The following is a 15311-nucleotide window of genomic DNA, read 5'->3' on the forward strand; positions in this document are numbered from 1 at the left end:
ATATGAAACTTAAACTTTATACTCTGGCATTACTTCTAAGTACACTGTTAGTTCAATCTTGCAATACTACCAAAAGTGAGGTTAAAGACACCAATATTGAAAATCAGCCATTTGAAAATATTCCATCTCCTGAAGATGTTGTTCTATACCAGGTGAACATCAGAACATTCAGTGAATCGGGTGATTTTAAGGGGGTAATCGCTCGGTTAGATTCTATCAAATCGATCGGTGCAAATGTTATTTACTTAATGCCAATATACCCGATAGGTAAAGAAAAGTCTGTCAATTCTCCTTATTGCATTCAAGATTATCTGTCTGTGAATCCCGAGTTTGGATCGCTGAAAGACCTACAGAGACTAGTTCAAAAAGCACATAATCTTGATATGGCTGTAATCCTGGATTGGGTTGCCAATCATACGGCATATGATCATGTCTGGATAAAAAACAAGGACTGGTATCAGCAAGATTCTACAGGATCAATAATTAGCCCTCCCGGTACTGGATGGAATGATGTAGCTCAGCTAAATTTCGACAATGAGGATATGACCAATGAGATGGTTAAATCAATGAAATATTGGGTAAAAACTGCCAACATTGACGGTTTCAGATGTGACTATTCTGATGGACCTCCATATAAATTCTGGAGTCGAGCAATTGATTCATTGAGAAATACTACCGGACATGAGTTGATTATGCTTTCAGAAGGAAGAAGAAACAATCATTTTACCGCAGGGTTTGATTACAATTTCGGGTTTGACTTTTTCGAAAATCTAAGAAAAATATTCAATGAAGAACGGTCTGCAGTTAGCATTGATAGCTTCAATATTGCAAACTACAATGGTGCCAATGAACATCAACGAATGGTAAGATATACCAGTAATCACGATATCAACGGTTCTGAAGGAACTCCATTGGAATTATTTGGAGGCGTAGAAGGCTCGTTATCAGCATTTATCATTACTACCTATATGAAAAGTGTCCCGATGATTTATAGTGGACAGGAAGTTGGTACACCTTACCGATTGACCTTTCCTTTTACAGAGAAGGATATCGACTGGTCGATTAACAAAGATATTACAGAAAAATATAAGCAGATCATATCAGTTTATAATCAAGAAAACTCAATTAGAAGAGGGAAATTAACCCCTTTTAGTAATGATGAGGTGGTTGCTTTTTCAAAAGAATTTGAGAATGAACAAGTAATAGTATTTTGTAATGTCAGGAGCGAAAACGTCAAAATTGAAATTCCGGAAACCCTCAATAGTTCAGACTTCAAAAATGTTTTTACAAATAAACCCTTTATCCTTAATAATACATTAGAACTAGGCCCATACGAATACCTGGTGATCAAAGAAATAAAAAGTATCTGATCGTTTATTTAGGTTATCAGTCTACATATGATCAGTCAATTGGCCCTTCGGGGCTTTTTTTTAAATGAAAGTTAACAATTGATGAGATTATTTATTGTAAATCATACCTAATTGTATAAATCTTATCACTTTTTAAGTTTTGCTTCTGATTTAATTATAAAAATAATTACTTTTGATTTTGCTTGAAGTTAACTTTTTATCAAGCCTTACAATTACTCTTGTATTTTCATTTATTGCTTAAGTATTTGTAGGTTATTTTTTGTGATTCTGGTATCCCAGTCCAGTATTATCAGGTTGAAGTTGACAAACAGATGGTTTTAAGATTTTTTTATTTCATGTGTAGATTAAATACCTGTTTCAACACCATAACATTTTTACTGGTATTACTTCTATTTTTTAGTGGAAGATTGTCAGCACAGGAAAAATCTAAACTTCCAGATATTGAAGAAGTAAAATTGATTGGAGTTGATCGCCCCGATACTTCCGGACTTCATCATGTCGTAAGAAACCTGGAAGATAATTTGGATCACTTCCCGGTAAAATCAGCAGCCTTTTATTATCATCAATTAGGTAAGTATTATTCGCTGCAAAGCCCAAATTATAGAAAGGCAGCAAATTATTTTAATCGTTCACATGAATTGGTTTCAGATCTACCTGATAGCTTGAAAAACATTGAATATTCAACACTGGAAAATCTGGGTCTGGTATATACAAAGCTTTCAAAATTTGATTCATCAGTTTGGGCATATGAGCTAGCATTAAAATTTATCGAACAAATAAATAATGAGACATATAATTCCAAGCAAGCCTTACTTTATATCCATTTAACTGAGCTTGCTTTAAATGGTTTTAATAACCTTAAACTGAGTAAAGAATACCTAGATAAAGCAAAAAAATACCGGAATTTTGCATTGGACACCACTGAAATAGACTGCCAATTAGCAACAAGCTATGGACGGTATTTTTTTAACGAAGGGAACTATGACTTAGCAAAGGAATACTTCCAGAAAAGTTTAAAATTAGCAGAACTTCGGAATCCAAGGGAAAGAAGAAATTTACAAAACATATCCTACTCATATCTAGCAAATATTAATTTTGATATTGGAAATTATAAAGAAGCCCTGAAATATGACCTTTTATCTCTTGAACTTGAAAAAGGAGAAAATAACCCTGCAAATTTGATTGCCTCTTATAACAATCTGGGAGAAGACTACTTATTAGTTGGCAAACCTGATTCTGCTTTTTATTATTATTCTCAAGGCCTTCAGTTAGCTGAAAATTTGGGATCTGCGGAGCGAAAAATCGAAGTACTAGGGAATTTACATGAGTTTTATGCTGGCCAAAATGATATGTCAAGTGCCTATAATACTTTAAAAGAACGTAGTTTCTTAATTGATACTTTAACTGCCCATAAAACTAAAATCAGGTATAATGAACTCCTTAGAAAATATGAGGCCGAAAAGCAGGAAAAGGAAATAAAGGAACAGCAAGATCAAATTGATTTATTAAAAGCCCAGGAAGAATCGGCCCGGTTAAGGTTAATTCTGATTATTTCTGTAATTGTGATTGGTCTGGTAATCGCCTTTTTCATTATCAGAAACAATATAAAAACCAGGGAAATGAAGGCAAGGCAAATTCAGGAGATGAGTCAGTTTAAAGATTCAGTTACCGGGATGCTTGCCCATGACCTAAAAAACCCGTTATCGGTCATACTTAAAAAACATGATAACAATGAGACTGTTAATTATATGGCCGGGAAAATGCTGACTCTGGTTCAAAACATGCTAGATGTTAGAAAACTTGAGCAAGCTAAGTTAGTCCTGCAAAAAGAACCATATTCTCTGGAGACAATAATTGATGATGCATCAAATCAGGTCAAACCTCTATTGGATGAAAAAAACATTCATATTAATACCGATCTCGATTCTAGCTGGGTTAATGTTGATAAAGAACTAATTCAAAGAGTGTTTATAAATCTATTTACTAATGCAATAAAATATTCACCTCTCAACAGTAGTATATTGGTTAAGTCTGAATCGACAGGAAACAAAGTAGCTATTAGTATTACAGACTCTGGCAATGGTATTTCAGAGGAAGATATTAATGTAATATTCGAACCTTACAGACAGGTTTCGCCCCTTTCTTCAGGTAATGTCGCATCGACAGGGCTGGGTCTTACTTTCTGTAAGCTGGCTATGGAAGCCCACCATTCGAATATTGATGTAGACTCTAATCCGGGAAATGGCACAACCTTTACATTTGAATTGGAAAAATCCAGTGTTCAAACACAAGCGGCCACAAAAGTTGAGGTTGAAAACAACAACCAATTGACCTCTAGTGAGAGGTCATATGCTTCCGAAGTTCTTCCAAAACTTCAGACACTGAAATTCCATAACGCATTATTTCTTGATGATGTAATGGATGAAGTAGATACTAAAGACTTAAAAAACCTCAAACCAATAATAAAAGCCTTGAGCAATGCTGCTTTCTCTGACAACAGAGCTCATTATGACAAGTTAATTGAAGAAATGAAGCAAATGACGGTTTAATTTGTCACTAAATAGCTGCAATAATATCTCTCAGGTTATCCTCTTCGCTAATATTTAGTTTCTTTTTTAATCTGGAAAGAGTTACCCGGGCACTTGAAGCTGTAATATTAAGCAAGTTGGCAATTTCCTTGTTATCCATACCTAACTTCAAGTAGGCACAAAGCTTTAAATCTTTATGGGAGATATCACTACCCTGTTGTTGAATAGTATCAAAAAATTTGGGATGTACCTCTTCAAAATGAAACTTAAAAGTATCCCAGCTTTTGTCCACATCGAAATAATTCTGAATACGCCTTTTAAGATCTTTTATCTCGGGGGTAAGCTTATTACAAACAGTATAGGCCTTTCTCTCAATCGCATCCAGCTCATCAAAAAAACTACTTAGAAGATTATTTTGCTCAACAATAAGCATTGATGTGGTTGTGAGCTTTCTACTTTTAAGCTCGATTTCACTCTTTAATAATTGTTGAATGGCCAGATTTTGCTCCTTTATTCTCAAAGCTGTATTTATACGTGCAATTAACTCAATAAACTCAATTGGTTTACGAACAAAATCAACTGCTCCAGCTTCCAAAGCTATTCTCAAATCTTCAGACTGGGTCATCCGCCCTGTAGCTATTATAACAGGGATATTTTGAGTCCTTTCAGATTTCCGGATCGCTCTAGTGGCCTCAATTCCATCCATCTCAGGCATTTCCCAATCCATAATAATGATATCAGGAAGTTCCTCCTCAGCCACCCTTAGAGCCATTTTACCATTCCCGGCATTTAAAATTTGAATGTCATCATAATAATCTTTTAATTCAGCATTAATTATCCTGATTATTTCCCTTTCATCATCAGCTATTAGTATTGTTTTCTTCCTAAGGCTCATTATTATTAAAAAATTGTATGACCAATTGAAATTTGCATGATATAACACCATGAATCGTCCGAAGATAATTATTTATCGGTCTAATATCAATTACCAATTCATTAATCCATGACAATCAACTTATTGATTATTGAAACTATATCATAAATACATATTAGAGTTTCATGACAATCATAATAGTAATTTTTTATCCCGTACAATTGCCTGAAAATGCTAATGATTCATTTTTAAACACATGAATATCTGATTTTCAATCTATTTATTCCTTCTTGTAACGCTTTGTTAACGCTCCAAAATAGGACTTGAAAAAAAAGCTCCCCACATTTGCGACATACCTTTTAAGTGAAATTAAATATTAAATACTTTCAACTTAAATTTTTTAAACATTGCCATATCATTCAAGACAATTTCCAGAAAAAGGTTAAAACAGAAATAAACTTTTGGTCTAATACTCACACCATGTTAACAAAAATGAAAATTCTTTCATCAATTAATTCAAAAGCCCTTTTGCTTCTGTCAGCAGGTTTTCTTTTGAGCTTTTTGGGTGTAGCACAACCCAGTCGTTCAGGCTCTATCGATCTTACCGGCGGTGGAGAAGAAGGTAGATACATTCTAATGAACCACCAGGGCAGTGGTCAGCAAATGGGTATCGAAGGTGGTTCATTTACCATTGAAGCCTGGATCTACATGACTCAAAACTACGCTGAAGACTTTAACTTTTTTCGTCTCATTAGTGGAGATAAAGTCCTGACCGTGTCATACAAAGGTGATGGGGAAAGAAATTCAAACAGTGCATGGTCATTTGAAACCAGAGGATTACCTGAAAAAAATGGTGGTGGCTGGTACTTCACCAGAGGGTATAAAAGTGGCTACACAGCCCCAACCTTTTTAAATCAATGGCACCATGTGGCATTCTCTGTTGATGAAGGTAGCACCATTAAGTTATATATTGATGGTGAAAGGGTTATTTATAGCACCTTAACTCATAATGGAAATGCTCTTGCCGACCTGTGGCCTGCTGCTGGTGATGGAAAATGTGAAATTGGTGGAGCTTCAATTCACCATGGCATTAAGGGTACATTTTATACCGGAGAAGTCCGTGTTTGGGATGCTCAACTTTCTGATGCGACAATTTCTGAACACTATGATAAAGAGGTAAACAAAGCTCACCCAAATTGGAATAAATTAGTAAGATATTATCATGGTAATGAATCGTATGGAACAGACTTAAATAGAAAGTTTCAAGATCGTTCTCCGTCAGGAACTAGATATGATGCCGTCATCCACAAAACGGATGTTGGGGTAAACATAAACTATAGCCCAATTATCAAGCCTCCAAAATTAAGTAGTCCAGTGTTTAATTTTAATTTAACTGCACGTCAGTGTGAAACACTTGGTATACCTATTTCTTGGGACAATTTCAGATATAGTAGCTTAGGTTATATAGACTCTGATAATAGAATTTGGTATAGACTTACTCGATTATCAGATGGGAAAATAATTACTGATGGTACTTCAAGTAATGGTTATGATAACACTGTCAATAAAGGAGATAAACAACAATACAAACTACAAGCTTATTGGAAAATCGATGGAGTTGAAATTTTTTCTGATCCACTGAGTAGTAATTTCGGATCAATAAAAATGCAATACGATGCCCCTGGTAATTTCATAGTATCGACAGACAATTGTGATAAATCCATAGATCTTTCATGGTCAGCAACGGATGGAACTCCTCCCAATTGGACAATTCAACGTGCTAATGATGCTGCTTTTACACAGGGTGTAACTACAATTAAATCTGACCTGGAAGGTAACAACACCTCATATACACTAGAAAATCAGGAAATAGAAGTAACAAGATATTACCGTGTATTTGCCAGTGGAAAAGATGATAATGGCTGTACTGTTTCAGGAGTCTATTCTTCTGTAAAGGAAGGTAGAACATCTTCTATTCCAGCTGCACCGACAGAAATGTCCATAGTACAAAACCTTGCAAATAAAAGCCTTGAAATAAGCTGGACTGCTCCTGAAGGGTCAAATGCAGATAGCTGGATAATACGCAGGGCAAACTTTGATGGTTCTAATGTGGTAGAATTTACAACTGACCTCGGAACCACCTCCTATATTGATACTGACCTTAAATTATGTCAGACTTATAGCTATACAATTGGGGCTGTTAATGAATGTGCTCCTGATGGAAACTTCGCAACAACTGATCTTACAGGTAATATTAGTACCGATCTTTCTGATGCAATTGCATTTACAGAAGCTTCAAAGGGTTATTTTGGCGATGCTGTTCAAATAGAATGGGGACTAAATTCAAACCTGTCAAATATTGACCGGTTCAGAATTTACCGCTCAAGAGCTGATAAAAATAACTTCACTTTACTTAAAGTTCTGGATAATGACCTGATTTATACTGACGAAACTGCAGTAGGTGGAGTATTCTACAATTATAAAGTTGTTGGTGAAGCGGCTTGTGAAGATAAAACTATCTATACAAATGAAGGTATTAACATGGGCTTTGTTCTTCCTTATGGTGTTGCAAATGGCCATGTTGAGTATGATGGAGGGAATGCTGTTGAGAATGTAACAGTAAATTTCGAAAAACAATCAACCCAATCTACAGGACGAAGTCTGGCATTTGATGGCAATAGCTATGTTGAAACTAATTCCACAATTACAGAACTGGGCACTGCATCATTTACCATGGAAGCTTGGATTAAAACCACGTGTACCGATTGCGGTATTATCAATAAGTCAAATGGTGATTATGCCTGGGAAATGGGTGAAAAAGTAATGTACATTGATGGCAATGGGTACTTGTCTTTTGTTGGTCACTCAAGTAATTACATAATTACCAATACAATTGTAAATGACAATGAATGGCACCATGTAGCTATTGGCTGGGATAATGAAACAAAAACTGCCAAAGCCTTTGTTGATGGCGAATCTGTTCAACTGACAACCAACTCTTACAGAGGCATGTACTCTGATGCTTCATATACCTTTCAACTTGGAAGACCAAACGGACTTACCAATGAGGCCAAGAACTTCTTTACAGGTTATATCGATGAAATAAGAGTCTGGAATGCCTTGCGAAGTGATATTCAAATCGCAAATAATTACAATCGCTACATTAATAGTGGTAATGAAAACCTGACTGCCTATTGGAGATGTGACGAAGGAATTGGAAATAATATCTTTGATGCTTCAAAAACAGAAGATGAGTTTAATAAGCATGATGGTACTTTTATTGGAAATATTGCTTTTTCTACCATCAAACCTTCTTCTGATCTATTAGGTATCCGAGGTATAACAAACCAGTTTGGAGATTATACTGTTGATTACATCCCTTATTCATCAGGCGGTGAAATATTTAAAGTAACTCCTGCATTGGGACAACATGCCTTCGAACCTTCTTCTCGTACAGTTTTTATCGGTGATGGTGCAAAAACGCAAAATGGCCTTGATTTTACTGACATTTCAGCCTTCCAGGTTAGCGGAAAAGTAACTTATGAAAATAGCCAGGTTCCAGTTGAAGGTGTTGCTATTCTCATTGATGGAATACATGCTGTTGGCAGTGATAATCAGCCTGTTCGCACAGATTCCGAAGGAAACTACACCATCCAGGTTCCAATTGGTTATCATTTCCTTTCTACCGAAAAAGATGGTCATACTTTCTCTGAAGGGTACTTCCCGCAGCTAAATCAATATGGCGATGTTGAAAATTATGAATTTACAGAAGACCTAACTATTAACTTCGTTGACAATACAAAAATAAAGCTTGCCGGACGTATAGTTGGTGGTACTTATGAGGGTGATAAAAAAATCGGATTTGACCTTTCTCTAAATAATGTAGGGGTTGCTGATGTAACACTAAGGCTTCAGTCTGAAGGTTATGACCTTGATATTACAAATGATGATATTTACGATGTTATTTCGGTTACAACAGACCCTTATAGTGGCGAATATGAAATTGAGCTTATTCCGGAAAAATGGATAGTCGAAAAAGCTGGAAATGACAGGTACTTTATTAATTCAAGTGATATTCCGGTACTCGACCTTAGCAACAGCCTGGATGAGATTGTACTAGAAGACAGCACAAATTCTACTTTTGTAAATGGTACATTAATTTATGACGTAGAAACATACAGTTATCACCACAAACAAAACTTTATTATAAGACAAACACCTTCTCTACATGTATATGACAGTCAGGGTGAAGAATTTGACGGTGATAGCGAAATCATTTACACTTCCCAGCAAACCGGAGATCGTGATACTTTAAACCTTGAAAATGCTGGTTTTAATTTTCCAGTATTTACTCAGGCAAAGGATTATGAGATGAAAATCTATGTGTATGAAAAATATGAAAACCCTGACTATCCTGATGGGCCAATAGTAGACCTTGTTCCTGTCAAAGATGCTGAAATAAGTGTAACCGATAACCTGGGTATTAATCCAACAGGCACTTCAGGAAAAACAATCTATGATGGTTCATTTAGCTATATTTTCAAAGCAGGCGTTCCATCTCTTTCTGAAAATGGTGAATATTCATATACCAAAACACTTCAGGTAAACGCTAGTATAGGAAATGAAAATGTAGTCTGGCCGGAAACTGATATTTTCAGAGGTTATATTTTAGGTGGTCTTCCTCAGGAAGGTTCCGATTTTGTTACCTATGGCCCTGAAGTTGTAGAAATGGTCTTACGTGATCCTCCCGGATCTAATTCATATGCATTTATAGAGAAAGGATCTACCTTTTCCAGATCCGAATTATGGGAAATGAATGTCAATTCCAATATCGGGTTAAACAATACCTGGCATAATGGAATGTACTTTGGTGTAGGTGGTGGTTTGGCTGGCCCTATTGTTCAGGCTGACCTGGTTGTTGACTCTGAATTAGGGATGGAAATTGAAAGAAAATTCAATGATACAGGTGAATACACAGAAACATGGACATTCAACGAACGAATTGAAACAAGTTCGGATCCTGAAGATGTTGGTTCAGACGCAGATATTTACATCGGTAAGGCCCACAATGCCTATATTACTAAAACGAAAAGTCTGGCACTTATCGAGCGTACTTATTGCGAGGAGTTTGGTCTTGACTATCTAGATACTGGAAATGATATAGTTTTAGGTATCATTGATGGTTATGCAATTGATGAAGGTAACACGGCTACTTATTTCGCATACTCTCAACGCCATATCGTTGAAGAGCTAATCCCTGAACTTTTAGTATTGAGAGATGAGCTATTTAAATCAGGCAAATACGAATCTCACTTACCTTGGGGTCATCAGTTCTATGGAGTTTCTAACGATAATAATACTGAAGCTTTCCAACAATTTAAGCTTGATACACTCGCTGCAAACCCGGCTATTGATACAACCCAAATTTCTTATACATTTAATTCTACTGGTGCTAATGATGAAATCGACTCTGTAGCATTCCTTAACGAGCAGTTAAGACAATGGATAAATGCTATTGCATTAAATGAAGCAGAAAAGGTTGAAGCTGCTACTACTAAAAATATCTCTATAGACGGCTCAGGTGGAGCGATAAGCGAACAAATCACTGAAACTCATTCTTCACAATACAACTGGAAAGCAGCACGTACATTAAACTTTGCGTGGAATGCCAAGTTTGGAGCAATCACAAATGGCAAAGGCTTTACATTAAGAAATATTTTCGACCTTGGAGTAAATATAACCAACGGTGGTAGTGGAGAAAAAGAACATAACGTTACTTTTGGATATGTGATTGACGAACGTGATGAAGGTGATTATTATAGTATCGATGTCAAAAACACACAAGGTATTGAAATATTAAACAAATCCAAATTTAGTGATTTCATCCCTTCCAAGAAGGACTTCATAGAAACTCAGGCTATTAAAACCGGTATTGGCATTGGTGCGACAGCTGTAAAGTCAATTGGAACCAAATTAGCCTATAAATACACTATGCGTACGCACTCGTTTATTGCTACAGCAGCTTTTGCTGTTGATGCAGCAGTATTCATCTATGAACTCAGCGATGCCAGTTATAACTTATTCAACACCTACGATAAGCAGGATAATGTCGGTTTAAATAACAATATTTCAGGTTTCAGTATATCGAGTCCGATTTTCTCGGTAAGAGGTGGTCAGTCAAGATGCCCTTATGAAGGTGGTGAAGAAACTAGTTTCTATGTTGAAAATAATGAACCAATAAAACTTCATACGGCAACTTTACTTCGTGAAAACCCGAAGATAGATGCTGAACCTGCTGTCAGAAAAAGTGTTCCTGAAAACGAAAAAGCAGTTTTCACACTGAAACTGCAGAATGAAAGTGAGTCTAATAGTGACATATGGTATGAAATTACTGTAGACGAAGCATCAAACCCTGATGGAGCGATTATCCTGATTGACGGGTTAACAGCTGAACGCTCATACCTTGTGCCTGCATGGGAAACTGTGACTAAAACACTAACTATTCAAAGAGGCGCAAGTGGAGTATTAGATTATGATAGTATCGCTGTGATCCTTCACTCGGCTTGTCAGTTCGATCCGATGACAAGTCAGGCTGATATTGCAGATACTGTATATTTATCTGCTCACTTCCAACCCGCATGTTCAAATGTGGAGCTTGAAGGTTTAGCAGACAACTGGGTGGTGAATTATGAAGATGACAATCAGGTAGCGATAACACTAAAAGGATATGACATCAATCATCCTGCACTAGAAAAAATCGACTTCCAGTATAAATCTTTAAGTGGAAACCCGATTGCCGTTAAGAGCTATTTTATGGATTCTCTTTCATCTGATTATACCAACTATGGTGATCAGGCAGAATTAATTGATAACAGAAGTGAGGTTAGCTTTATCTGGGATATTAGCGAACTGACTGACAGAACCTATCAGATCAGAGCCAGAGCAACATGCACAGATGGTTCGGTTACCGAAACTGATTACTTGACAGGTGTCATTGATCGTGTTACGCCGGTTCCATTCGGAACGCCTCAACCTTCTGATGGAATTCTGAATCCAGCTGATGATATTTCAATTCGATTTAATGAAGAAATAGAATCAGGATTAGTTAAGGATCACAATATTAGTGTCAGAAGTATACTTAATGGATCAGATGTATCTCATGCAACTTCGGTATCATTCAATGGGGTAAATGAAAAAGCAAAAATCCCTGCGATAACACTAAATAATAAATCATTTACATTAGAATACTGGCTGAAAAGAGATGCCGGTTCTTCAGGAATAGTTTTCACAAAAGGTTCCGGGGCGGATCTTTTAGAAATTGCTTTCAGTTCAGATGAAACTATTTCTATTAAAATGGGATTACAAACATTTGATGTTAATCCAGCAGCCTATTATAGCAGTGTTACTCCTGTAAATGCATGGCATCACTGGGGTCTAGCCTACAATAAGGAAACTCATGAATTAATATTCTTCATGGATGATCAGTTACTGACTTTACAAAATAATATTTTATTCTCTGCTAATGACGTAGAAAATGCATATTTAGCTTCTGATGTTTCGGGTGTTAATCCGTTAAAGTGTCAAATTCACGAAGTCAGATTATGGAATAAAGCGCTACCGGTTAGTGAGTCTGTTGAATATATGAATCAAACTCTATCCGGAAATGAAAATCATTTGTATGGTTACTGGCCAATGGATGAAGGCGACGGAGTAATTGCTCTGGACAAAACAGCAGGCCGTAATATGACTTTCAATGCCAGCTGGAATCTGTTCCCGGGAAGTGATGCTTTTAAATTCAATGGCAGCAATCAATATCTAACTCTCGATGGAAACAATATTGTAATAACTAATGAGACAGATTATACCATAGAATTCTGGTTTATGATGAGTACTCCTAATTCAGTTCAAACTATTTTCTCATCTGGTAAGGGAGATTTGACTGACACTCTTTATAATACCGAATTTGCAATGAGCATAAATGCCTTACCTTCTGGTCAGATCAATGTGGTAAGTAATGGTAATACTTTTGTAGCTACCAAAGCGAATTATTTTGATAACCATTGGCACCATTTTGCTTTAGTTGTTGATAGAGATGCAACTACAAAATCTTATATCGATGGAAAATTACAAATTTCCAATAGCAATCCGGGGATAGCTGGCCTGGCTGGTAGTCAGTTATGGTTAGGTGCCAGAGGAGCTAAAACAAGTTCTTCCACAGTAGCTATTGACCAATACTACAAAGGTAACATCGATGAGTTCAGAATCTGGAATTCAGCAAGACCTGTCAAATACATTAATAATTATAAAAACACAAAACTAACCGGTAGCGAATCCGGACTGATAGCATACCTGCCTTTTGAAACATATGAAGAGGTAATGGGAACAATTGTACGTAGTACGACACTTAGCGATGAAGCTACTCCTCTATTCCTTACACAGGCAGGTCCTGCAATTGCAAACGGAGGTGAAACTTATACCGAAGGTGCATCTATTAAGGATAGCAGACCCGTGCAAGACATACCTTTCGACTTTGTAGTTAATGATGATGAAATCGTAATCACACCATTGGTTGATGATTACAAAATTGAAGGGCAAACATTAGAAATCAGTGTAAGTGATATTCGAGACCTGAACGGTAACAAGCAGCTTTCCACAGCAAGCTGGACTGCTTATGTTCAACAAAATGAATTGGTATGGCAGGAAAATACCATTGAAGTATCTCAAAATGAAGGGTCAAGTACTACTTTCTCAGTAACTATAGCCAACCTGGGAGGTATATCAATGGATTATGATCTTGAAAATATGCCTGCATGGTTAAGTACTAATGAATCCACGGGCACAGTTCCTGCAAATAGCACTAAAACTCTGGTTTTTGAAGTTAACGCTGGTCTTAATGTGGGTTATTATGAACGTAGCATTAACCTGAGTACTTTCCAGGATTTCAACGAACAACTTACTATTACAGTTAAGGTTGTAACTCCGGCTCCGGATTGGAATATCGACATTGAAAATCATGAGTATAGCATGAATGTATTTGGTAAACTAATAATTGACAATGTTGTTTCCATAGATGAAAATGATATCGTTGCAGCTTATGTAGGAGACGAAATCAGAGGCCTTGCTTCACCGGAGTATATTGAAACTCTTGATGAATACCTTTTATTCATGACGGTTTATAGTAACGTTTCTAGCAATGAAAAAATACAATTCAAAGTCTGGGATGCAAGTAATGCCAGAATCCATGAAGATGTCACTCCAGATATATCCTTTATTGCAAATAAAATCGTTGGTACTACTGCAAATCCACAGGAAATAATTGCCTCGGAAGCAATCTCAACTTCAGTTGACATTAAATCGGGATGGAACTGGATTTCATTTAATCTGGAATCTGATGACCTAAAATTAGTAAATAACATCTTCGGCTCAGTTGGTGACCAGGGTGATGTGATAAAAGGACAAACTGCAATTGATATTTATGACTCCAAAACTGGCTGGCTAGGTGGTATTTCCCTAAACGAAGGTGGTCTGAAAGTTGGTAAAATGTATAAAGTCTATCTGAAAAATGGTGGTACAATCAAGTATAGCGGTACTCCGGTTAATCCTGAGTCAACAGCCATACAGCTTGATGCCGGATGGAATTATACAGGGTACACTCCACAAGTTACAATGACCATACCTGAAGCACTGGCAGGTGTTAATCCAGCTACCGGAGACATGATAAAAAGCCAGAACAAGTTTGCGATGTACGATGCCTCTTTTGGATGGGTTGGTTCATTAAAAAATTTGAATGCTAATGAAGGATATATGATCTACAGCTCAAAAGTTGCATCTTTCTACTATCCTGAAACCAGTTCATTATCTTCAGGAAGAATCCTGACTCAGGAAGATGAACAAATAAAACTTCCTGATGGAATTAAACTTGCTACTGCACATCAGTTTGCTGATAACATCTCTATCATTGCTGATATATCTGAAGAAATGAATATCAATGAAAATGATGTATTACTGGCACATTCAAATGGTGAAGTTCGTGGCTATGCAAAGCGACTGGATTTAGGAAATGGAAAATATGCCTTTTTCTTAACTGTCCATGGAAATACTGGTGACCAAATTACATTCTCTTTATATAATGAAGAATCACAAACATTAACAGAAGCCACAAATCAACTTGATTATGTTGGCAATGCAATAGTAGGGGCAATTGATGAACCGTATCTGATTAATTTGGGTGAGGAAGTGATAAAAGAGACTTCAATTGCATATCCGAATCCATTCAAAAATGAATTGAATCTATCGCTTCAATGTGAAGACAGTTACCTGGAAATTTATAATTCCCTTGGAGTAATTATCAAAACTCTTGAAGTAGCCGGATCAAAAGCAATTGTTAATTTAGAGACGGAAATACCAAATGGGACTTACCTTATTAAAGTGGTTAATTCATGTGGTATAGAAACACTTAAAGTGATTAAGGCTGATTAAATTTTTTACCTGGCAGGTTTACACGATTGCTATAAATCCTGCCAGGATTTTTACTTCTAT

The 15311-nt window shown here is 36.4% G+C and carries 4 protein-coding genes; 3 read left to right on the forward strand and 1 reads right to left on the reverse strand.

Annotated features, from left to right (window positions below):
• Positions 1-2: 2 nt before the first annotated feature.
• Positions 3-1370 (forward strand): alpha-amylase family glycosyl hydrolase, encoded by a 1368-nt coding sequence (locus tag HH304_RS14100; protein WP_169682735.1) that lies wholly within the window; start codon positions 3-5, stop codon positions 1368-1370.
• A gap of 335 nt (positions 1371-1705) precedes the next feature.
• On the forward strand, positions 1706-3919 hold the full coding sequence (locus tag HH304_RS14105) for a tetratricopeptide repeat-containing sensor histidine kinase (RefSeq protein WP_169682737.1): 2214 nt from the start codon (positions 1706-1708) through the stop codon (positions 3917-3919).
• A 7-nt stretch (positions 3920-3926) separates the two neighbouring features.
• On the opposite strand, the gene HH304_RS14110 is transcribed toward HH304_RS14105, so the two are convergent.
• Positions 3927-4793 (reverse strand): response regulator, encoded by an 867-nt coding sequence (locus tag HH304_RS14110; RefSeq protein ID WP_169682739.1) that lies wholly within the window; start codon positions 4791-4793, stop codon positions 3927-3929.
• A 471-nt stretch (positions 4794-5264) separates the two neighbouring features.
• Here HH304_RS14110 and HH304_RS14115 point away from each other — a divergent pair, with 471 nt between their 5' ends.
• Positions 5265-15251, forward strand: coding sequence for a LamG-like jellyroll fold domain-containing protein (locus HH304_RS14115; protein WP_169682742.1), 9987 nt, complete (start codon positions 5265-5267; stop codon positions 15249-15251).
• Positions 15252-15311 lie beyond the last annotated feature (60 nt).

Source organism: Marinigracilibium pacificum, from assembly GCF_012926615.1.
Taxonomy (GTDB): Bacteria; Bacteroidota; Bacteroidia; order Cytophagales; family Cyclobacteriaceae; genus Mangrovivirga; species Mangrovivirga pacifica.

What these genes read in the sequence shown, in the direction of transcription:
- HH304_RS14100 (WP_169682735.1), top strand. Translation starts at nt 3, where the DNA reads ATGAAACTTAAACTTTATACTCTGGCATTACTTCTAAGTACACTGTTA.
- HH304_RS14105 (WP_169682737.1), top strand. Translation starts at nt 1,706, where the DNA reads ATGTGTAGATTAAATACCTGTTTCAACACCATAACATTTTTACTGGTA.
- HH304_RS14110 (WP_169682739.1), bottom strand. Translation starts at nt 4,793, where the DNA reads ATGAGCCTTAGGAAGAAAACAATACTAATAGCTGATGATGAAAGGGAA.
- HH304_RS14115 (WP_169682742.1), top strand. Translation starts at nt 5,265, where the DNA reads ATGAAAATTCTTTCATCAATTAATTCAAAAGCCCTTTTGCTTCTGTCA.